The sequence below is a fragment of the Pseudomonas sp. PA-1-3F genome, assembly GCF_021609665.1.
GTDB lineage: Bacteria > Pseudomonadota > Gammaproteobacteria > Pseudomonadales > Pseudomonadaceae > Aquipseudomonas > Aquipseudomonas paracarnis.
In genome coordinates this window covers 277,551-297,892 of the sequence record NZ_WJZD01000001.1, presented here as the reverse complement: position 1 = coordinate 297,892, position 20,342 = coordinate 277,551, and the positions used below count along the sequence as shown (strand labels likewise).

Sequence of the window (20,342 nt, the reverse complement as noted above, 5' to 3'; positions counted from 1 at the left end):
TTCTTGACGACCATAGAGCATTGGAACCACCTGATCCCATCCCGAACTCAGCAGTGAAACGATGCATCGCCGATGGTAGTGTGGGGTTTCCCCATGTGAGAGTAGGTCATCGTCAAGATTAAATTCCAAAACCCCAATTGCGAAAGCAGTTGGGGTTTTGTTTTGGGCGCTCGAAAAGTGTCCACCTTGTCCCCGTACACCTGTGCGCCCCAACCTCCGACCTGACTGCCCCGACAAATTTGCACAGTTATTTCTGAGCGACACCACTAGAATAGCCACCTAATCATTTTTAGAGTCAGAGCCCTATCTATGCCCGATCCGGTTGATGCCCACGAGGTATCGGATTTACCGCTAGACGATCTGGTGGCATGCCATGAGTGCGACTTGCTGATGCGCAAACCAACGCTCGCCCTCGGCGAAAAAGCCCAATGCCCACGCTGCGGCTACGAGCTATACGCTCACCGTCACAATGTGGTCGAGCGCAGTCTCGCCTTGGTACTGGCAGCCCTGCTGCTGTACGTCCCCGCGAACTTTTTGCCCATCATGCAGCTCAATCTACTCGGGCAGTCTTCGGAGGACACCGTGTGGAGCGGCGTCGTTGGCCTGTTCGATACGGGCATGCAAGGCGTTGCCGCCGTGGTGTTCCTGTGCAGCATGGGCATCCCCTTGCTCAAGCTTCTGTGCCAGTTGGCAGTGCTGCTCAGTATTCGCTGGAACATAGGGCGCAATTACGGGCTGCTGCTATATCGCATCTACCACCACATGAAGGACTGGGGGATGTTGGAGGTCTACTTGATGGGTGTGCTGGTGGCGATCGTAAAGCTCGCCGACATGGCCTCCATCACAATTGGCCTGGGTCTGGTCTGCTTCGTGAGTCTATTAATGGTTCAAGTTCTGCTTGAGGTGGTGATGTCGCCCCATCAGATCTGGCAAGCGCTGTCAGGAGAGGATGACCATGCGGGCGATTGATGCAGGTATTCTGATTTGTACCGAATGCCATGAGTTGAACAAGCAGGAAGCGGATAGCGAGGAGCAGCTCTGCACACGTTGTGGCGCGTTGATCCATGCCCGTCGCCCCAATAGCCTTACACGTACCTGGGCGCTGTTGATCACCGCGGCGATCCTGTATATCCCCGCTAACCTGTTACCCATCATGACGGTCAGCTCCCTTGGCCAAGGCGACCCCAGCACCATCATGTCGGGTGTCATCCAACTGGTGCAGCACGGGATGTTTCCTATCGCTGCCGTGGTGTTCATCGCCAGTATCCTGGTACCGACCTTCAAGTTGGTCGGCATTGGCCTGCTGCTGTTCTCGGTGCAGCGTCACCAACCGCTGTCCGCGCAACAACGCATTGTGATGTATCGCTTTATCGAGTTCATTGGGCGTTGGTCCATGCTGGATATCTTCGTGATCGCCATCCTGGTGGCGCTCGTTAACTTTGGGCGGCTAGCCAGTATCGAGGCCAACCTCGGCGCTGCGGCGTTCGCCAGTGTGGTGATCTTGACGATGTTTGCCGCAGTAACTTTCGATCCCCGACTGATTTGGGATAACACGGAGTCGGACGACGACCATGAGTGATTTGCCTAAAGCTAAAACCCGCCCAGCCTCTAACTGGTCGGCCATTTGGGTGCTGCCCCTGATTGCCCTGATCATCGGTGGCTGGCTGGGGTGGCGTGCCTATTCCCAGCAAGGTATCGAGATTCAAGTTCGCTTTGAAAGCGGCGAAGGTATTCAGGTCAACAAGACCGAAGTGGTCTACAAAGGCATGACCGTGGGCAAGGTCAAAACCCTGGCCCTGGATGACGAAGGCAGCAATCGCGGGGTGATCGCCACCATCGAGATGAACAAGGACGTGGAGCAGTACCTCAAGACCAACACCCGCTTCTGGTTGGTCAAACCCAGCGTCAGCCTTGCCGGTATCACCGGCCTGGAAACCCTGGTTTCAGGTAACTACATTGCCGCCAGCCCCGGTGATGGCGAGCCCACGCGCAAGTTCAAGGCGCTCTCCGAAGAGCCGCCGTTATCCGACGCCAAGCCCGGCTTGCACCTGACCCTCAAGGCCGATCGCCTGGGCTCGTTGAACCGTGGCAGTCCGGTGTTCTACAAGCAGATTCAGGTCGGCCAGGTTAAAAGCTACCTGCTGTCTGAAGACCAGAGCACCGTCGAGGTCAAGGTCTATATCGAGCCGACCTATGCCAACCTGGTGCGCAAACACACGCGTTTCTGGAATGCCAGCGGCATCAGTATCGACGCCAACCTTTCCGGCTTGAAAGTGCGCAGCGAATCCCTCTCTAGCATTGTCGCTGGTGGTATCGCCTTCGCCACTCCTGAAAACCGCAAAGACAGCCCGCCCACCGACCCGAGCCTGCCTTTCCGCCTATACGAAGATTTCGACGCCGCCGCAGCGGGCATCAAGGTCAAGGTCAAACTCACCGACTTTGAAGGCCTGCAGGCCGGTCGTACGCCGGTCATGTACAAAGGCATCCAGGTCGGCAGCCTGAAAACCCTGAAGATCGACCCGGACCTGTCCAGCGCCAGTGCCGAGCTGACCCTCGATCCATTGGCTGAAGATTACCTGGTCGAAGACACGCAATTCTGGGTGGTCAAGCCGTCCATCTCCCTGGCGGGCATCACCGGCCTGGAGGCCTTGGTCAAGGGCAACTACATCGCGATTCGCCCAGGCGACAAAGGCACCCCGCCACAACGCGAATACGTAGCCCGCGCCAAGGCGCCACCTTTGGACCTGCGTTCCCCGGGCCTGCACATGGTGTTGCTCACCGACAGCCTGGGCTCGTTGGATGTCGGCAGCCCGATTCTGTACAAACAGGTCAAAGTCGGTTCGGTGCAGAGCTACCAGTTTTCACGCAAGAAAAAACAACTGGTGATCGGCGTTCATATCGAGAAGGAATACGAAAGCCTGGTCAACGGCTCGACGCGCTTCTGGAATGCCAGCGGCGTCACCCTTACGGGCGGGCTCACCGGCGGTATCCAGGTCAAAAGCGAATCCCTGGCCAGCCTGATGGCGGGCGGTATCGCCTTCGAAACGCCGGAACCGAACGTGCCATTAAAACATCGCATCCCGCGCTTTCGCCTGTATGCCGACCGTGATGCCGCCAACCAGCACGGCACTCTGGTGACCATCAAAGTCGACCGAGCCGACGGCCTGAGCGCCGGCACACCGGTGCGCTTCAAGGGACTGGATGTGGGCAAGATCGAGAGTGTCGACCTCAGTGCCGACATGCAGTCGGTGCTGCTCAAGGCGCGTATCACTCAGGTTGCGGACCGCATTGCGCGTACGGGCAGCCAGTTCTGGGTGGTCAAGCCGGAACTGGGGCTGATGAAGACGGCTAACCTGGAGACCCTGGTCACTGGCCAATACATCGAAGTGCAACCGGCCGCGAAAAACGCCGGCCCGCAGAAGAGCTTTGTCGCCCTGACTCAGCCGCCTGAAACCGTGCATCAGGAAGCTGGCCTGAGCCTCACACTCAGCGCCGCCCGCCGTGGTTCGTTGAAGGAAGGGGTACCGGTGACCTACCGTGAAGTGACGGTCGGCAAAGTCACCGGCTATGAGCTGGGCCAGACCGCCGACCGTGTGTTGGTGCACATCCTGATCGAGCCCAAGTACGCACCTCTGGTACGCAGTGGCAGCCGCTTCTGGAACACCAGCGGCTTTGGCCTCGACTTCGGCTTGTTCAAGGGCGCGACCGTGCGTACCGAGTCCCTTGAAACGCTGGTGGCCGGCGGCATCGCCTTTGCCACCCCGGATGGCGAGCGCATGGGTAACCCGGCACGGCCGCAGCAGACGTTCCCGTTGTTCGACAAGTTTGAGGATGAATGGCTGACCTGGGCGCCTAAGATTCCACTCGGTAAATAAACCGAGGCGCGGCTATCGCGGGCAAGCCCTGCTCCCACAGGGATATGCATTTTCAGCAAGTATGCATTCCAACTGTGGGAGCCGGGCTTGCCCGCGATGAGGCCCACAAACACACCGCAAATCCCAAGCCGAAAAAAAGGCCGCGATCCCAAAAGATCGCGGCCTTTTTGCCTTTCAGTACAGCCCGTCAGACTTCATCCAGCTCCGGCTCGTCCGCCTGCACATTCATCGTCGCCTTCACCACATCATGGCGACGGATGTACTTCCAGTCCGCCTCATCAATGTAGATCCCGTTCGGCCCGCTGCCGCCCTCCAGGTCAATCGCCACCTGGGCAGACACCTGCGGCTTCACACTGGCCAGAATCGGTACAAAGCCCAATTGCAGGCTGGTTTCCAGCAGCGCTGCCTGGTTCTTCTCATCGATGTCCGCCGCCTCATCGAGGTAGTACGGCAAGCGCACACGGCCGGCCTGGTCGCGGTCCATCAAGTGCAGCAACAAGTACATGTTGGTCAGCGCCTTGATGGTCATGGTAGTGCCGTTGGACGCAGCGCCGTCGATGTCGGTATGGATCACCGGCTGGCCGTTGACCTTGGTGATTTCGAACGCTAATTCGAACAAGTCCTTGAGGCCCAACTGGTTATGGTTGGCGGCGACCAGGCGAGCCAGGTATTCCTTGGCTTCTTCGTTCTTGTTGTCCTGTTCGGCGCTCTGGCTGAGGTCGAACACCGAGAGGGTCTCGCCTTCTTCATACTGACCGGCACTGTGGATGATCTGGTCGATATGCTTGAGCGCTTCCTTGTTCGGCGCCAGTACGATGCGGAAGCTTTGCAGGTTGGAGACCTGGCGCTTGTTGATCTCGCGGTTGAACAACGCCAACTGGTGTTCCAGGCTGTCGTAGTCACTACGGATGTTGCGCAGGGTACGGGCGATGTCGGTGACCGCTGCACGGCGCGCCTTGCCGAGGGTCAGCGCCTCGTCGGTACGGTGCGCATAGGCGTTGATCAGCAGTTGCAGACGACGCTCCATGTCATCCTCGCTGTCGAACTTGGCTACGCCCTTGAGGCGTACCTGGGCGTACAGCGCTTCAATCTGGCCGTCAGCGCGCAGCAAGCCCTGCCAACTGTCCTGATAGTCATTGAGCAGCGGCAGCAGGTTGTCCATGGAGTCGTCGACCGGGTCCATGAATGGCGTGCCGAACGGCAGGTCCGCCGGCAAGAGCTGACGACGGCGCAACGCGTCATCCAGCGTGCGTTGCTTGGCTTCCATATCGCCGATCTGGCGGCCGACCAATTGCAGCTTGGCCGACAGTTGCTGAACGCGCTCGGTAAAGGCATCGCTAGAGCGCTTCAGCTCATCCTGGGCCGCTTCCATTTGTGCGAGGTTTTCCAGCTTCTCGCCTTCTTCGGCGCTCAGGGTCTGGGTGCGGCGGAAGTCTTCCAAAGCCTTCTGGGCGTCCAGCACCTGCTGGTACAGCGCTTCGGTCTGGGTCTTGCTTGCGGCGCGGTCGGACGCCACGGCCTGCTGGGTTTTCAGTTGCTTGAGCTCTTTTTCCAGGCGCTCTTTCTGGTCACGCAACGCGGCGCGATCCGCCAGGGCTTGCAGTGCCGGCGGCTCGATGTGCGAGATGTCGATGGACAGCCCCGGCACCTCAAAGCGCTCGCCCTTGAAGCCATCGAGAATCTGCTCCAGGGATTTGACCCACTGGCCGTCCTCGTCCAGCGTGATGCCATGTTCGCCCAGCGGCAGGCTGAACAGCGAGCTGTTGAACAGGCGCATCAGGCGCTCGACATCCTGCTGCGAAAATTCTTCGCGCAGCTTGGCGTAGCTGTTGTTGTCCGCGTGATCGAGTTGCTGCTTGACCGACTTCAAGCGCTTTTCCAGGTCGCGCAGGCGTTCTTCCAAGTCCTCGGCGCTGAACTGTCGCGACTGCGCCAAGGCGCCCGCCAGTTCATCGTGGGCATCCTTGGCGGCGAGCAATTGCTGCTCCAGCATCTTGACGTCATCCACCAGGGCAAAGCGGTGCTTGAGCACCGACAACTCGCCCAACCAACGCTGGATGCCACTGATTTCCCGCTCCAGGCGCATCAGCTCCTGTGTGCCGCCGCGCTGGTCGTTTTGCAGCGCGTCCTGCTCGTTGCGGTAGTGTTCGGCCTGGATGGTCAGCTCTTCCTTGCGCGCACTGGCGTAGTCCGACCAGGTGCCCAGCAACGAATCCAGCAGCGGTGACAGGCGATGCAGTTTGCCGCGCAGGGCGTCGCGCTGTTTCACGCCATTGGCCAGGGCTTCAACCAAGGGGCCGGCAGCCACCAGCGAGTTGTAGTCCTGCTCCATGCGTCGCACATCACGGAAGGCTTCTTCACAGGCCGCGATGTAGTCGACACTGCCCGAACGCAGGCTGTGTTCGAAGGCATCAAGGAACAGTTGCTTGAGCTTGGCCGCGGTGATTTCGCGCATGTGCAGCAGGTTGATAAACAGCGCGCGGAACGTCTTCAGGCTCTGCTCGCTCGTGGAGCGCAGCGGAATCAGCGTCAGGTCCAGCGGGACCGACGTATGCCCGCCCACCAGCAAGCGCCGCAGTTCATCGGGCTTGAGCTCGTAGGCTTTGAGGCCCTCGCGCTCAAGGTTGGTGAACAGCTCTTTCTGGCGCAGGCAGGTGTCGTTTTTCTGGTAGTGGGCCAGGTCCAGCTTGCCGGCGTAGGCAAAGAACTGGTGACCAAAGCCACCGCCCGGGCCGCGGCCGACCACGCCGATAACGTGCGGGCCGTGGGGCAGAGAGACTTCTACCAGGATGTAGCTGGTGTCGGTGGCAAAGTAGAAACGCCGCGATTGTTCCAGGGTGTACTTGCCGAAGCTCATGTCCGACATGCGTGCCAGGATCGGAAATTGCAAGGCGTTGATCGAGGCGGATTTACCCAGGTTGTTGGCGCCGTACACCGACAGTGGTTCTTCCAGCGGGAACAAGCCCAGGCTGTAACCGGCGGTGTTCAATAGGGCGAAGCGGCGGATGCCGTAGCGTTCCTTACTCATGCGTCGGTCTCCTGTTCTTCGGCAATGGCACGGGCCAGGGCATCTTCTTCGCCTTCTTCGGTGAAGGCGCTCAGATCCAGCGGGTCATCGGTCTTCAGCAGTTTCTCGTCGCTGTCTTCGTCGATAATCACCGGTGCCGGCAGCGGCAGTACGCTGTGTACGCTGGCGGCAAGGTCGCGGTCCTGCTGCACCGACAGGCACACATCCAGGAAGCGGTGCATCGGCGGCAGGAAGCGGTAGATACCGTTGTCTTCGCTGGCAAAACCCAGTTGGGTCATGCGGCGCATGATTTTTTCTTCGAGCTCTTCCTGGGTCTGTACCTCGGCCTGGATAAACAGGTCACGGTATTTCTCCAGCAACGAAGGCAATTCATCGCGGCCCAGGCTGCCGCCGTCGAGCACCGCAATCGGGTCGCGACCCTGGTCGGCCAGGTGTTCGACGATGATGAAGGTGAACAGGGCCAGGCGCTGGGCGGTTTTGTTCACCTGCGCGGCAGCCACGGCAGTGTCCGGCACGAAGTAATAGAAGCCGCGGGTATCGCACACCAGCTCAAAGCCCAGGGCCTTGAACAGCGTGCGGTACTGGTCCTGGAAGTTCGACAATTGCGCGTACAGCTCCGGGTCGCGACGGCTGACGTGGTAACCCTTGAACAGCTCGCGAAAGATCGGCGCCAGCTGGGACAGTTCGGATAGATCAAGATGCATAAGGCGTGCTCGCAGAATTCTCAGTGGCATCGACGCCGGCCGGGAGCAGGGCGAAGGAGCGCAGGCTGACCTGGTGCTCGTGGGTGTGGTAATCGCGACGTTCCAGGCGCTCGCGCTTGAAGCGTTTTTCCCGGGACAGGCGCGAGAACCAGTACAGCAATTCATCGGTGGCGCCGTCCGGTTCCTGCTCCAGCAGCCAGGTCATCAGGTCGGGCATCGGCAGCGCGTCTTCGCAGCGTTCGAGCATTTCCTTGACCGTACGCGGTGCGCGCGGGGCTTCGCCTTTGTGGGACTTGTGCGCCTTGGGGAAACGCGCCGGCTTGGGCTCGAAATTGGCCAGGGCATACACATAGGCCTCGACCTGGCTCGCACTGCCCAAAAAGGTACTTTGCGGCCGGGTGAACATCGGCATCGCCGCTTGCGGCACCGCGTCCAGGCCTTTGCGGCGAATCGCCGACAGGGCCAGCGCCGCACCGCGAGTCACGGCGTTATGCCGGCGTGCTTCTTCACGCAGCGGCAGCAGCAACTCCCGCGCATGGCGCAAGGTCAACTGGGCGCTGGTTTGCATCTCGAGGATGCGCGCATGGGTGCGCAGCAGCATGTCGTCATCTACCAGGTGGCCAAGACGCTGTTGCTCGGTGAGCATGCGCAGCAGCACGTTTTCCACCTTGCGTACGCCTTGCTCGAAGGCGCCGTCGGCGTTCACCAGTTGGATCATCGGCTCGACGTATTCGTCCCAGGTCGCCAATACCTCGGCGTAACGCTGGCGCAACGGGATCTGGCGGTCGCTGGTCTTGGCGCGGTCGGCCACGGCGGCGAGGGCCTGTTCGTCGTTGGCGAGTTTTTTGAGCACATCGCGCACGCGCATATCCAGCAGGCGCAGTTGCCGGGCCAGGTCGTGGCCGTCACGGATGTCGAAGGCGTCCTGGATGTAACCGGCCAGACGCTCCAGGTGGCGCAGGTAGGCTTCGATTTCCAGGCACAGGCCAAGCCGGTGCTCCTTGCGAAGATAGGCGAGGAAGTCGTGGATCTGCGCGTTGAGCTCGAAACGGTTCGGGCTCTTGGCGACAGGTACCAGGATATCCAGGCGAATCCACACGTCCAGTAGGCTGGTGATGTCCTGGGGCGTGCTGTCCAGTTGTTGGGCGGCCAACTGTGCGCGCAGCTCGGCCAGGCTCAGGGTGCCTTGGTCGAAGTGTTCGCACAGAGGCTCAAGTAAGGCCCAGTGTTCGGCGAGGGCGCGCAGGACGCGCTTGGGTTCGATCATGGGAATGGCCGGCTGGTTGGCGATTAAAAGTCGCGATTGTACTGCATCAGGCGCGGGATTTATCCACAGCCGGTCAGTGCGCAGTGGGCGATTGTTGCCGAACAGCGGTAGAATCCCCGCTCTTTACTTATCCACAAGTGGCCGAGCTGTGCTTATCGAGTCCCGACGTCGCGCTTACTTGACCGCCATGCAGGTGGTCAACTGGCTGCCCCGCACCGAACTGCCGTTTGCCGCGCCGTCGCGGCCCGAGTTGTTGCAGGCGCTTGAGCCTTATGAGGCGTTCGAGTCGTCGGGGGAAGAAGCGGCCGCGCCCGTGGCGGTGGTCAAGCCCACCCCTGAGACGCGCCCGGTGGTCGAACGGGCCAAGATCGAAGTGCCGCGCCCTGCGCCGGTGACCAAGGCTGCCAAGGTGGTGGAGGAGGCTGCGCCGGTGGCCAAGGCGCCGGTCGTGCCGCCGCCACGCTTTGCCCTGCAATTGCTGCGGGCCGGGCGTTGCCTGTTGCTGGTGGAACTGCCGACCGGCGAACGTTTCCAGTCCCGCGACCCGGCCTACCTGTTGCTCAAGGACATGCTGCGCGCCGCCGGCCTGCCCGACAGCCCGCAAATCGTCGGTGAGCCGGTGCGCTGGCCGCTGCTGGTGCGCGGCACCATGGACCAGGGCCCCGAGGCCGCACGAGATTTCGTCCAGGGGTTTGTCTCGGCACGCCTGGAAGACGAGCCTTGCGTGTGCCTGTGGCTGATCGGCCTGCCCGCTGTGCGGTTTGCCGGTGAAGCAAACGCCGAGGCCTGGTACCGCGAGCTGCAGGTTGAAGGCCTGGGTTCGGTGTGGGCCCTGCCGGGCCTGGAATTATTAATGGAAGAGCCACAGCGTAAGGCTGATGTCTGGCAAGCCATGCGCCGGCTGATGGCGCGCTGGAAAACAACTGATGAGTGAGGCTTTATCCTTTCGCCCGATGACCGAGGCCGACCTCGAGGCCGTGCTGAAAATCGAATACGCGGCGTTCAGCCACCCCTGGACCCGCGGGATTTTTCTCGACGGGCTGGGCAAGTACCAGATCTGGCTGATGTTCGAAGGCGAGCAGCAAGTGGGGCACGGGGTGGTGCAGATCATTCTCGATGAAGCGCACTTGCTGAACATTACTGTGAAGCCGGAAAACCAGGGCCGTGGTTTGGGCCTTGCTTTGCTGGAACACCTGATGTCCCGTGCCTATGCGGCCAATGCCCGGGAGTGCTTCCTGGAAGTGCGCGACAGCAATACCGGCGCGTTTCGCCTGTATGAGCGTTATGGCTTCAACGAGATCGGCCGTCGCCGGGATTACTACCCGGCGGTGGGTGGCCGCGAAGATGCAGTCGTGATGGCGTGCACCCTGGTCGATTAAATACAGAGCCCCCTATGTGCAGAACCTCTGTGGGAGCCGGGCTTGCCCGCGATGCAGGCACCTCGGTCTTCAAGTAACACCGCGGTGATACCATCGCAGGCAAGCCAGCTCCCACAGGGTCAGCGCTTGCCGTTCAGTGGGTCCAGATCAGCCAGTTCCGCCTCATCCAACCCATTCCCGCCACCAATGTCATTCTCTCCCACGACGCTCAAGTCATAGTCGGCGGCATTGTCTTCGCCTTCCTCCTGCGCATCCCGCGCGCCGTCCTCACGGATCAGCGTCTCCGGGCTCATATCGTCGTCGGTGGATTCATGATCATCCGTCGATGCGCCGGTCAGCCCGGCTTCGCGCACCCGTTCGTCGGGCATCAGATGGTCGCGCTCACGGCGGGGCAGCTCGTCGCCGATTTCCGCAGTCTGGTCCTGCTCGTCAAAATCCAGCTCGCGCATCTCACCCATGCGGTCTTCGTTGTCATCGATCGGTTCCGGCTGCGTTGCGCCGTAGGGACGTCGTGATTCAGTCATGGCCAATCCTCATACTGTGGGGCTTATAGTGTGTGGACAGGCATGGCAGCCAAAAAATTCAAGCTAATTAGCGCCTGGCGTGACCCGGACGAGGGCTTGTCAGTCACAAACCTGCGCATCATTCCTGAGGCTTCCCTGATGAACGAACTACAAGACCTGCTTGATAACAACGAACGCTGGGCGGACGCGATCAAACAGGAAGATCCCGAATTCTTCGCCAAGCTCGCCCGCCAGCAGACCCCGGAATACCTGTGGATCGGCTGCTCCGATGCCCGTGTACCGGCCAACGAGATCGTCGGCATGTTGCCCGGTGATCTGTTTGTGCATCGCAACGTGGCCAACGTGGTGCTGCACACTGACCTCAACTGCCTGTCGGTGATCCAGTACGCGGTGGACGTGCTCAAGGTCAAACACATCCTCGTCACCGGTCACTACGGCTGTGGCGGCGTGCGTGCGTCGATGCAGGACCGTCAGTTCGGCCTGATCGACGGCTGGCTACGCACCATTCGCGACCTTTACTACGAAAACCGCGATGTGCTGGCCCAGTTGCCGACCGAAGAAGAGCGTGTGGACCGCATGTGCGAGCTCAACGTGATCCAGCAGGTGGCCAACGTCGGCCACACCAGCATTGTGCAAAATGCCTGGCATCGTGGGCAGAGCCTGTCGATCCATGGCTGCATCTATGGCATCAAGGACGGTCGCTGGAAGAGTTTGAACACCACCATCAGTGGCTTCGAGCAACTGCCGCCGCAATACCGCCTGCGTCCGTTGGGCGAAGCCTAAGGTCGTTTGTGCTCACGCCACCAGGCCATGAAGGCCTGGCCTTCGGCGTTCAGCGGCTCCTTGCTGCCGGTGATCCAGCCCCGGCAGTTCAGCTCGCCGCAATGGCAAGCGAACTGCCGGGCCAGTGTGTCTTCGGTGGTGGCGTAATCCAGCGTCAGCAAGCTGCCGGCGCCGATGGGTTGCACCGTCCATAGCTCCAGGTACGTCGTGTCTAGAAACACGTTCGGGTTGCAGGAGTGCTGTAACAGGCCGCAGAGCCAACAATCGTACAAGTGGATGCGGGGTGACAGTTGCAGCGTGTACGGGCGCCGTTCGCTCACGGCATAACCGGAAACCTTAGCAATGCGCGTGCGACTCTCAAAGGCCACGCGCGCCGTGACCCTGGCCGCAACCCCTTCAGCCTCTTGCTTGACCTCAAAGTGCTCGGTCGAGGGGTAACCCTGTTCCACGAGCAGCGTCTTGAAGGGATAGAGGCAGTCATTCACAGCCGTTTCAGCCTTATCCATGGCTCGAGTTTTCATCACTCTCCTGAGCGGGGCTGCATGGACCTGCGGGTGTGACGGCCAGTCTTGCAGCAAATGGGCGCGGCCCTAGATTCGCCGAAGTGGGATCCGGTTTCTACTGTCAAAGTTGACAGTAGAAACGGTTTCTTCGCCTTAAAGCGCGGGGGCTATGACGGTGGGCGTGGGAGCGGCATTTCTCAACAGTTTCAACTGCGCTTTGATAGGTGCTGTGGCGCACTTGGCGTTGGCCTGCTCGGGCGTCAGGTGGCGCACCGAGGTGTAGAACAATTCACACGTCTGCTCCTTGCGCGTGACTTGCCAAGTGTTCAGGCAGGCCTTGAGCAATACGTTCGCATCGCTGGCGGGTTTCTGGCCCATGCCTGCTTGCCAGCAGGCGGCGCTCAAGTCCTGGCCCATCACTTTCAAACCGGCGTCATCAGCCTTTTGTTCATCACCGTCATAGCTGTCGGGGCAGGCCGCATACCAAATGTAACTTGGGTGGTTGGCGCCCAATACTGCGACGGTTTTGCCAGGCTCCGGGCTGATCTGCGCCAGGCTCAGCACGCCCACGGTTTGCCCGTATTGTTGCTTGATCCAGCTACGCACTGGCGCGCCGAAGGCCACCATGGGTAATGCGCCGCCAGGGCGCAGGCTCAGTTCCTTGACCATGCGGGTCTGGTAGTCGGTGAAATACCCGTAGACGGTTTCCAGGTCTTTGCCGGCATTGGACGGCGCAGCGATGGGCGCGATATCGATGATGGTCTGGTACGCCGGCGTTTCCGTGGCCGGTACGCCATTTTCGCTTAACAAGGTGGCCCAGCGGTCGGTGGTGGCCGATTCCAGGTAATCCTGGGCCTGGGTCAGCGAGTAATCCGGAGGGAAGTGCAACAGCTCGATGCTTTTGCGGTTTTCCAGGGCCATGCCCAACGGCAGGAACAGGTACCAGTTGTAGGCCCATTTGCCATCGCTGTTGAGCTGGCTGGCGCCTTGGTAAGCCAGGTCGGCGGTATTGAGCAGCGTGGTCAGTGGCTGGCCGTAACTGTCGGGCACGCCGCTGAAGGTCGCCGTGACCTGACCGTCGTGGGTCTTCACACTGACCTTGGCCCGGCTGTAACCGTCACGTTGCAGGCTCTGGTTCAAATAGTGTTCGGCGGTCTGCTCCAGTGACCATGGCCGGAAGCAGATCACATTGCAGTTGTTGGGGTACGCGAACAACTGGGTGACGCGCTGCGTGTTGCCCAGTGGCACCTCGATGTCGGCCTGTACGACCGCACTCGCCAGTAGTGCGGCGAGGGTGAAGGACAGCCTGGTCGGTTTAAACATAGTCGATTCCTTGTCAGCGAAGCCCGTCTGCGCGGGATGGAAGCCCACCTGCACACAGTAGCGGCTGACCGGGAAAATCGCGTGTTAAATCGCCCGGCATGTCGTTATTGGATAAGCCCCTACAGGCTGAACTGCAAGGCATTGCTCAGATCGCCCATGGGTTTCTGGCCGCGCGCGATCATCGCGTCATCGCGCTGCTTGAGGCCGTCCAGGGTTTCCAACTGGAACACCCGGGTGATCAAACGCAGGATCGATGCCGTGTCGTACACCGTATGGTCCACCGTGCCTTTGCGGGCAAACGGTGACACCACCAGCGCCGGAACCCGCGAGCCCGGGCCCCAGCGGTCACCCTGGGGCGGAGCCACGTGGTCCCACCAGCCGCCGTTTTCATCCACGGTCACTACCACAACCATGTTTTTCCACTGCGGGCTCTCTTGCAGCACCTTCAAGGCGCGGGCGATATGGCGATCGCCCGAGGCCACATCGGCATAGCCAGCGTGCATGTTCAGGTTGCCCTGGGGCTTGTAGAAACTCACAGCGGGCAGCTTGCCGGCCTGGGCGTCGGCGAAGAACCGGTTGGTACTCGACTCATCGCCCAAACCGCCGTCACGCAGGCGCCTGGCACGTTCTGCCGGGTTTTGCGGGCCTTGCTGCTTGAAGTAATTGAACGGCTGGTGGTGGTACTGGAAATTCGGAATCTTGGGGATGCCGCCGGAGTCCTTGAACTGCTCCAGGGTGGCTTGCCACGCACCGGCGTACCAGGCCCAGTCGATGTTCTTCTTCGACAGCTTGTCGCCAATATGCTCGTGGGTTTGCGGCACCAGCACATTGGGCAGGTCGGGCTTGGAATAATCCGGGTTTTGCGGGTCGCGGATCCAGGTGGGCCAGTAGGGTGGGGCCAGGGTGTTTACGCCGTAACCATCGGGTGTCAATGCGCTGGGGCCGAATTGTGGCGGGCCGGTCATGGCGCTGGCCGGTGACGTGTCCAAGGGCTTTAGGCGCGTGCCGCTGGGGTCATCGCTTTGCAGCGTGGCGATCTGCGCCTTGGCCACCGACTGCGCGGCATTGGGATAAAACGGCGCGGTGGCGCTGATCAGGTACTGGTGGTTAAGGAACGAGCCACCAAACGCGCCCTGGAAGAAGTTATCGCACAGCACAAACTCCTTGGCCACGTCCCACAGGCGCAGGGCATAACGGCTTTGGGCGTAATGGCCCATCACCAGCCCACCGGAATCGCCCCAGGCGACAAAACCATCATTCTTGCCGCCGTTGATCTGCATCTGGTTCTGGTAGAACACGTGCCATAGGTCGCGGGTCACCAGGCTCAATGGCAGGTCTTCGCCCTGCGGGCCTTTGAGGGCGAACGGCGCGTTGGGCAGGTTTTGCTGGAATTGCACTTCGCTGGGGTAAGTCACCCCGTCCACCGTTTGTGGGCCGACCTGCAACACACCGCCCCAGCTCGGTGGCAGGGCAGGCAATACGCTGCCATCGCGGTCGCGCTGCTGGAAGTCCTTGGCGGTTAACGCCGACAGCGGTTTCTCCACCCCGGGGAAATCTGCGAACAGGTTGTTGAAGCTGCGGTTCTCGGCATAAATCACCACCACGGTTTTCACCTGCTCGCGCAGCGCCTTGTCCAGTTTCTGGGGCGTGAGCGGCCGCGCCACGGGTGGGTTCGGTGCTTCGCTGGTATTGCCGCAGGCACTCAAGGTCGCCCCCACCCCCAACACCGCCGCACCGCCGAGGAAGCGCCGACGGCTGGTGTCTACCGGCGTTTTGGGGGCGCAGTCGTGGGCAGGGTGGTCGTTGTGCTCGTCACTCATTGCGAGAAATCCTTGGCGAGATGTTGCAAGATATTTCGCAGGACGGTAGCAATGGAATGTGACGGAACAAAGACAGGCGTGTGATGGGCGGGGCGTGTCTACACGGCTCAGGCGCTGCTAGACTGCCCTTCTAACGCACATCACTGAGGTGAGTCGTGAGACCTTCAACTGCACTTGATCTGCAACGAACGGCTGTACGAGAAGTGGTCGGACGTTTCCGTATTTCCAATCCCAGAGTATTTGGGTCGGTACTGATGGGGACTGACCAAGAAGGCAGTGATCTTGATTTGCTGGTAGACGCGCCGCCGGGCACAACGCTCTTTGATCTCGGTGGGTTGCAGGTCGAGCTTGAGGACTTGCTCGGCGTTAATGTCGACCTGCTTACGCCTGGCGACTTGCCTTTGAAGTTTCGCGATAAAGTGCTAGCGGAGGCCCGGCCAGTATGACGGAAAGTCGGCTAGGGGATTATCTGGCAAGCTGCCACTGACGCGATCACTTTTGTAGAGGGCTTGAGCAAAGAAGAGTTTTTGGAGGACCGGCGAACACAACAAGCTGTGGTCATGAGCCTGATCATCATTGGTGAAGTGTCGACGAAAATCATGGATCAGCATCCGGACTTCGCGGCACGCCATTCACATATTCCTTGTACAGAGTGCATTACCTGATCTATTGGCACGCCTTCCTGTAAATCCTTGACCGCAACTGTTTACCAACAGTTGCGGTCACCCGTTATTCAGGGCATCACAGGCGGCAAATACTTCAGCGTCGTTCCCAACGCCCACAGCAGAAACAACACCAGCGGCGTATGCACCAGCAACTGCACGAACGAAAACCCGATCAAATCCCGTGCCTTCAGCCCCAGCACACCCAGCAACGGCAACATATAAAACGGGTTGATCAAGTTCGGCAGCGCCTCGGCGGCGTTGTAGATCTGCACCGCCCAGCCCAGGTGGTATTGCAGATCATTGGCCACTTGCATCACATACGGCGCTTCGATGATCCACTTGCCGCCACCTGAGGGGATGAAGAAGCCCAGCACTGCTGAGTAAACGCCCATCAGCAGGGCGTAGGTGTCGTGGGAGGCGATGGAGGTGAAGAACGTCGAGATATGGTGCGCCAGGGTCTGGCCGTCGCCGCCCTTGACCACCGTCATCAGTGCGGCGATCGAACCGTACAGCGGAAACTGGATCAGCACGCCGGTGGTGGTCGGCACCGCACGGGCCACGGCATCGAGGAAGCTGCGCGGGCGCCAGTGCAGCAGCGCGCCCACCATGATGAACAGGAAGTTATAGGTATTGAGCCCCGAGATGGCGCTGATCGCCGGCTTGGTCGAGAACTCATGGAACAGCCAGCCGGCCGCCAGCAACGCCAGCAGAATCGTCAGCAACGGGCTGTGTTCCAGCCATTCACCGGGGCGCGTCGGCGCCTGCGGCTTGGGCAGGTTGAAGGCCGGGTCAATGCCGCAGGCCTTGGCATCCCGGGCGCTGTTGGGGCCAGGCGCGGTGGCGTAGGCGATGATCAGCGACACTACGATCAGCGCCAGCAACAGCACGCCGGATTGCCACAAAAAAATAGTCTCGGTGAACGGGATCATCCCAGTGATCGACAGGATCGACGGCGGCAAGCTGGCCGGGTTGGCCTGCAACTGCGCGGCCGACGACGACAGCCCCAGCGCCCATACGGCCCCCAGGCCCAGGTACGCTGCAGCGCCAGCGGCACGGTAGTCCATGCGCAAATCCGTGCGCCGGGCCAATGCCCGCACCAGCAAACCGCCGAACACCAGGGACAGGCCCCAGTTAAGCAACGACGCCACCATGGAAATCAACGCCACCCAGGCCACAGCCGAACGGCCATTCTTGGGAATGCGCGCCAGGCGGTCGATCAACTTCACTGCCGGCGGTGAGCTGGCGACCACGTAACCGCCGATCACCACAAAGGCCATCTGCATGGTGAACGGGATCAGGCTCCAGAACCCATCGCCAAATGCCTTGGCCGCTTCGGCCGGCGCGGCGCCCATGCCCAGGGTCGCCACGGCGACGATGATCACGGCGAGGGCGGCAAACACCCAGGAGTCAGGAAACCAGCGCTCGGCGAAGTTGGAGCAACGCAGGGCAAATCGGGCATAGCGGCTGTCTTCGATAGCATCGGCCACGAGTCTTTCCTCTTGTAGTTATTATGGGGTTTGGCAGTTTTACGGCATGTTCCTCTACGGCCATTGATTTGGGAATGTTGTTATCTTCAACGATCAATGAGTAAAACAAATATATCTGTCACGATTGCCATCGATGGGCTCAGCTCATAACCTGCACGCCATTTTTTTGTTTGCCTGCCGAGCCTGCACATGACTGCCACCTTTTCCCCACGGGCGCAGCGTTTTTCCCGCTCCGACTACAAAACCCTGGGCCTGGCCGCCCTCGGCGGCGCCCTGGAAATCTACGACTTCATTATCTTCGTGTTCTTTGCGCTGACCCTCAGCCAACTGTTCTTCCCGCCGGAAATGCCCGAGTGGCTGCGCCTGTTGCAAAGCTTCGGCATTTTCGTGACCGGCTACCTCGCCCGTCCACTGGGCGGCATCCTGATGGCGCACTTTGCCGACCACCTGGGGCGCAAGCGCGTCTTCAGCCTGAGCATCCTGATGATGGCCTTGCCCTGCCTGTTGATCGGCGTCATGCCGACCTACGCGCAAATCGGCTATTTCGCCCCGCTGATCCTGCTGGCGTTGCGCGTGCTGCAAGGCGCAGCAGTGGGCGGCGAAGTGCCCAGCGCCTGGACTTTCGTCGCCGAGCACGCACCGCGTCACCATCGTGGCTATGCCTTGGGGTTTTTGCAGGCCGGCCTGACCTTCGGTTACCTGCTGGGGGCGCTGACCGCCACTTTGCTAGCGCAGGTCTTCACCCCCGCCGAAATCCTCGATTACGCCTGGCGCTTCCCCTTCCTGCTGGGCGGCGTATTCGGTGTGATCGGCGTATGGCTGCGCCGCTGGCTCAGTGAAACCCCGGTGTTCCTGGAGATGCAGGCGCGTCGCCAAGCCGCCGCCGAAATGCCCTTGCGCACCGTGCTGCGCGACCATCGCGCCGTGCTGCTGCCGGCGATGATCCTCACCTGCGTGCTGACATCTGCTGTGGTGGTGCTGGTGGTCATCACCCCGACCATGATGCAGAAAACCTTCGGCATGAGCCCCAGCCACACCTTCGCCCTCAGCGCCCTGGGCATCGTCTTCCTGAATATTGGCTGCGTGCTCGCCGGCCTGCTGGTGGACCGCATCGGCGCATGGCGCGCGGTATTGGTCTACAGCCTGTTGCTGCCGGTGGGCATTGCGCTGCTGTACGCCAGCCTGATCGCCGGCGGTGTGTGGCTCGGCGCGGCGTATGCCGTGGCGGGCCTGAGTTGCGGCGTGGTGGGCGCGGTGCCGTCGGTGATGGTCGGGCTGTTTCCGGCGCAGGTGCGGGTGTCGGGCATTTCCTTCACCTACAACATTGCCTATGCACTCTGGGCAAGTACTACACCGTTGTTGTTGATCGCGCTGATGCCGACCAGCCCGTGGATCTGCGTGGGGTATTGCGTGGTGATGGGGGCGGTGGGGGTGGCGAGTGTGGCGTTGTTTGGCAAACGCCACAGCCTGGCCGCCTGAGGATCAGGTCAGGAAGTGCCAGAGCAACAAAGTGCCCACCAACCCGACCACCGAAACAATCGTCTGCAACACCGACCACACCCAGATCGTCTGTTTCAACTGCAAGCCAAAGTACTCACGCACCATCCAGAACCCGGCGTCGTTGACGTGGCAGAAGAACACCGAGCCGGCGCCGATGGCCAGGGCGACCAATGAGCTTTGCGTCGCCGCCAACCCGGCCATCATCGGCGCGAGGATGCCGGCGGTCGTGGTGGTGGCGACGGTGGCCGAGCCGGTGGCCTGGCGCAGGGCCACGGCGATCAGCCAGGCCAGCAGCAGGTAGGGCATGTGCGCGCCTTCGGCGACTTTGCTGATGGTCTGGCTGACGCCGGCGTCCAGCAGGGTTTGCTTGAGGCCGCCGCCGGCGCCGATAGTCAGCAGTAGTACGGCGATGGGCGCCAGGGCTTTGCGCAGGGTGTTGCCGACGTCGGCGCGTGGCATGCCCGCCGCCCAACCCAGGCAGACGACCGCGGCGATTACGGCCAGGCCGAGGGCGACCAGCGGTTCACCGAGGAATTTCAAGGTCAGGGCGAGGGTGCTTTCCGGCGCCAACGCGACTTTAGCCAAGGTGCTGCCGAGCATCAGGATTACCGGCAACAGAATGATCAGCAGCGACACACCGAAGCTCGGCTGGCGCGGGGCCTTGGGCGGTGCGCTGAACAAGGCGCCGATATCGGCCGGCTCATCCACGTGCAGGCGCTTGGACAGCCAGTTGCCATACAGCGGCCCGGCCAGGATCACTGCCGGCACCGCCAGGCAAAAGCCCAGCAACATGGTCAGGCCCAGGTCGGCGTGCAATGCGCCTACGGCAATCAGCGGCCCAGGGTGAGGTGGCATCAAGGCATGCAAGGTGGTCATGCCCGCCAGTGCAGGGATGGCGATCTTCAGCAACGGCTGGTTCGAACGCTTGGCCATCACAAAGATGATCGGCACCATCATCACCAGGCCCACTTCGAAGAACAGCGGCAGGCCGATCACCATGGCGACCAACGCCATCACCCAGGGCAATGACTTGCCTTTGCCCAGCCCGAGCAACGTGGTGGCAATACGGTCGGCCGCGCCGGATTCGGCCATCAGCGCGCCGAGCATCGCACCCAGGGCAATGATGATCCCGGCTTCGCCGAGAATCGCCCCGGCGCCTTTACTGAACGCCTTTGCCACTTCTTCCGGCGGCAGGCCAGCGCCGACCCCGGCGATAAAGGTGCCGATCAAAATCGACAGGAAGGGCGGCAGTTTGGTCGCGCTGATTAGCACAATGATGCTGGCGATCGCCAACAGCACGCAGAGCATGAGGCGGGTGTCGTGAACCATCCACGCGGCAGTCGATAACTCCAAGACGGGACTCCTTATCGAGCAGGTTGGCTAATATGTTTCTTTTTGTTTCAGCCGGAAAAGCATACCTGATAGAGCTCCCCCAGCGCGTGCATGAACGATTTTGGTGCGCCCGAAGCTAACGACGCTCTGGC

At 61.0% G+C, this 20,342-nt stretch carries 18 protein-coding genes and 1 rRNA gene; 10 read left to right on the top strand and 9 right to left on the bottom strand.

Going from position 1 to position 20,342, the window contains the following annotated elements; translation table 11 throughout:
• Positions 1–2 precede the first annotated feature (2 nt).
• From rrf to GIV26_RS01440, 4 genes are all read left to right on the top strand, one after another.
• A 5S ribosomal RNA gene (rrf, locus tag GIV26_RS01455) occupies positions 3–118 on the top strand.
• A gap of 191 nt (positions 119–309) precedes the next feature.
• Positions 310–969 carry a paraquat-inducible protein A gene (locus tag GIV26_RS01450; RefSeq protein ID WP_034128130.1) on the top strand — a complete coding sequence of 220 codons (660 nt, stop codon included), beginning with the start codon at positions 310–312 and terminating at the stop codon, positions 967–969.
• On the top strand, positions 956–1,579 hold the full coding sequence (locus GIV26_RS01445) for a paraquat-inducible protein A (RefSeq protein ID WP_054897181.1): 624 nt from the start codon (positions 956–958) through the stop codon (positions 1,577–1,579). Before GIV26_RS01450 ends, GIV26_RS01445 begins: the two co-directional genes overlap by 14 nt.
• Positions 1,572–3,875 carry a PqiB family protein gene (locus GIV26_RS01440; RefSeq protein WP_054921763.1) on the top strand — a complete coding sequence of 768 codons (2,304 nt, stop codon included), beginning with the start codon at positions 1,572–1,574 and terminating at the stop codon, positions 3,873–3,875. The genes GIV26_RS01445 and GIV26_RS01440 overlap by 8 nt, the downstream gene beginning before the upstream one ends.
• Before the next feature lie 187 nt (positions 3,876–4,062).
• Here the strand turns inward: GIV26_RS01440 and mksF are convergent, their stop codons facing one another.
• From mksF to mksB, 3 genes are read right to left on the bottom strand one after another with little or no spacing between them, the layout of a single operon-like run.
• Complete coding sequence (mksF, locus tag GIV26_RS01435) at positions 4,063–6,903, bottom strand: Mks condensin complex protein MksF (RefSeq protein ID WP_236279345.1); 2,841 nt, start codon at positions 6,901–6,903, stop codon at positions 4,063–4,065.
• Positions 6,900–7,607, bottom strand: a complete 708-nt coding sequence (mksE, locus tag GIV26_RS01430; protein WP_236279344.1) for an Mks condensin complex protein MksE — start codon at positions 7,605–7,607, stop codon at positions 6,900–6,902. The genes mksF and mksE overlap by 4 nt, the downstream gene beginning before the upstream one ends.
• Positions 7,597–8,874, bottom strand: coding sequence for an Mks condensin complex protein MksB (mksB, locus tag GIV26_RS01425; protein ID WP_003188283.1), 1,278 nt, complete (start codon positions 8,872–8,874; stop codon positions 7,597–7,599). The genes mksE and mksB overlap by 11 nt, the downstream gene beginning before the upstream one ends.
• A 187-nt stretch (positions 8,875–9,061) precedes the next feature.
• Between mksB and GIV26_RS01420 the strand changes: the two genes are divergently transcribed.
• The gene (locus tag GIV26_RS01420) at positions 9,062–9,808 is read left to right on the top strand and encodes a hypothetical protein (RefSeq protein ID WP_054897178.1); all 747 of its coding nucleotides are present in this window, start codon (positions 9,062–9,064) and stop codon (positions 9,806–9,808) included.
• Positions 9,801–10,253, top strand: coding sequence for a ribosomal protein S18-alanine N-acetyltransferase (gene rimI, locus GIV26_RS01415; RefSeq protein WP_054897177.1), 453 nt, complete (start codon positions 9,801–9,803; stop codon positions 10,251–10,253). The genes GIV26_RS01420 and rimI overlap by 8 nt, the downstream gene beginning before the upstream one ends.
• A 119-nt stretch (positions 10,254–10,372) precedes the next feature.
• Here the strand turns inward: rimI and GIV26_RS01410 are convergent, their stop codons facing one another.
• Positions 10,373–10,777, bottom strand: a complete 405-nt coding sequence (locus GIV26_RS01410) for a hypothetical protein (RefSeq protein ID WP_054897176.1) — start codon at positions 10,775–10,777, stop codon at positions 10,373–10,375.
• A gap of 138 nt (positions 10,778–10,915) precedes the next feature.
• Between GIV26_RS01410 and can the strand changes: the two genes are divergently transcribed.
• A complete protein-coding gene (can, locus tag GIV26_RS01405) occupies positions 10,916–11,560 on the top strand; it encodes a carbonate dehydratase (protein WP_003188288.1) in 645 nt (214 codons plus the stop codon).
• Here the strand turns inward: can and GIV26_RS01400 are convergent.
• The 3 genes from GIV26_RS01400 to acpA form a co-directional block, all read right to left on the bottom strand.
• On the bottom strand, positions 11,557–12,081 hold the full coding sequence (locus tag GIV26_RS01400) for a hypothetical protein (RefSeq protein WP_034128124.1): 525 nt from the start codon (positions 12,079–12,081) through the stop codon (positions 11,557–11,559). The genes can and GIV26_RS01400 overlap by 4 nt on opposite strands.
• Positions 12,082–12,216: 135 nt before the next feature.
• Entirely contained in the window at positions 12,217–13,386 is a 1,170-nt protein-coding gene (locus GIV26_RS01395) for a hypothetical protein (protein WP_236279343.1), read from the bottom strand.
• Between the two features lie 119 nt (positions 13,387–13,505).
• Positions 13,506–15,206 (bottom strand): acid phosphatase, encoded by a 1,701-nt coding sequence (gene acpA / locus GIV26_RS01390; protein WP_236279342.1) that lies wholly within the window; start codon positions 15,204–15,206, stop codon positions 13,506–13,508.
• Positions 15,207–15,361: 155 nt separating this feature from the next.
• Between acpA and GIV26_RS01385 the strand changes: the two genes are divergently transcribed.
• Together GIV26_RS01385 and GIV26_RS27205 are read left to right on the top strand one after the other, a co-directional pair.
• Entirely contained in the window at positions 15,362–15,652 is a 291-nt protein-coding gene (locus tag GIV26_RS01385) for a nucleotidyltransferase family protein (RefSeq protein WP_032893707.1), read from the top strand.
• Between the two features lie 63 nt (positions 15,653–15,715).
• Positions 15,716–15,871, top strand: a complete 156-nt coding sequence (locus tag GIV26_RS27205; protein ID WP_365691595.1) for a HepT-like ribonuclease domain-containing protein — start codon at positions 15,716–15,718, stop codon at positions 15,869–15,871.
• Between the two features lie 68 nt (positions 15,872–15,939).
• Here the strand turns inward: GIV26_RS27205 and GIV26_RS01375 are convergent, their stop codons facing one another.
• Positions 15,940–17,358, bottom strand: coding sequence for a short-chain fatty acid transporter (locus GIV26_RS01375; protein ID WP_003188294.1), 1,419 nt, complete (start codon positions 17,356–17,358; stop codon positions 15,940–15,942).
• A gap of 189 nt (positions 17,359–17,547) precedes the next feature.
• Between GIV26_RS01375 and GIV26_RS01370 the strand changes: the two genes are divergently transcribed.
• Positions 17,548–18,837, top strand: coding sequence for an MFS transporter (locus GIV26_RS01370; RefSeq protein WP_054897172.1), 1,290 nt, complete (start codon positions 17,548–17,550; stop codon positions 18,835–18,837).
• Positions 18,838–18,840: 3 nt separating this feature from the next.
• Here the strand turns inward: GIV26_RS01370 and GIV26_RS01365 are convergent, their stop codons facing one another.
• A complete protein-coding gene (locus tag GIV26_RS01365; RefSeq protein ID WP_054921773.1) occupies positions 18,841–20,211 on the bottom strand; it encodes a GntT/GntP/DsdX family permease in 1,371 nt (456 codons plus the stop codon).
• Between the last annotated feature and the right edge of the window lie 131 nt (positions 20,212–20,342).

Bases quoted from the DNA above. Each gene is read 5' to 3' on its own strand.
- GIV26_RS01450 (WP_034128130.1), top strand. From the start codon at position 310: ATGCCCGATCCGGTTGATGCCCACGAGGTATCGGATTTACCGCTAGAC.
- GIV26_RS01445 (WP_054897181.1), top strand. From the start codon at position 956: ATGCGGGCGATTGATGCAGGTATTCTGATTTGTACCGAATGCCATGAG.
- GIV26_RS01440 (WP_054921763.1), top strand. From the start codon at position 1,572: ATGAGTGATTTGCCTAAAGCTAAAACCCGCCCAGCCTCTAACTGGTCG.
- mksF (WP_236279345.1), bottom strand. From the start codon at position 6,903: ATGAGTAAGGAACGCTACGGCATCCGCCGCTTCGCCCTATTGAACACC.
- mksE (WP_236279344.1), bottom strand. From the start codon at position 7,607: ATGCATCTTGATCTATCCGAACTGTCCCAGCTGGCGCCGATCTTTCGC.
- mksB (WP_003188283.1), bottom strand. From the start codon at position 8,874: ATGATCGAACCCAAGCGCGTCCTGCGCGCCCTCGCCGAACACTGGGCC.
- GIV26_RS01420 (WP_054897178.1), top strand. From the start codon at position 9,062: ATGCAGGTGGTCAACTGGCTGCCCCGCACCGAACTGCCGTTTGCCGCG.
- rimI (WP_054897177.1), top strand. From the start codon at position 9,801: ATGAGTGAGGCTTTATCCTTTCGCCCGATGACCGAGGCCGACCTCGAG.
- GIV26_RS01410 (WP_054897176.1), bottom strand. From the start codon at position 10,777: ATGACTGAATCACGACGTCCCTACGGCGCAACGCAGCCGGAACCGATC.
- can (WP_003188288.1), top strand. From the start codon at position 10,916: ATGAACGAACTACAAGACCTGCTTGATAACAACGAACGCTGGGCGGAC.
- GIV26_RS01400 (WP_034128124.1), bottom strand. From the start codon at position 12,081: ATGAAAACTCGAGCCATGGATAAGGCTGAAACGGCTGTGAATGACTGC.
- GIV26_RS01395 (WP_236279343.1), bottom strand. From the start codon at position 13,386: ATGTTTAAACCGACCAGGCTGTCCTTCACCCTCGCCGCACTACTGGCG.
- acpA (WP_236279342.1), bottom strand. From the start codon at position 15,206: ATGAGTGACGAGCACAACGACCACCCTGCCCACGACTGCGCCCCCAAA.
- GIV26_RS01370 (WP_054897172.1), top strand. From the start codon at position 17,548: ATGACTGCCACCTTTTCCCCACGGGCGCAGCGTTTTTCCCGCTCCGAC.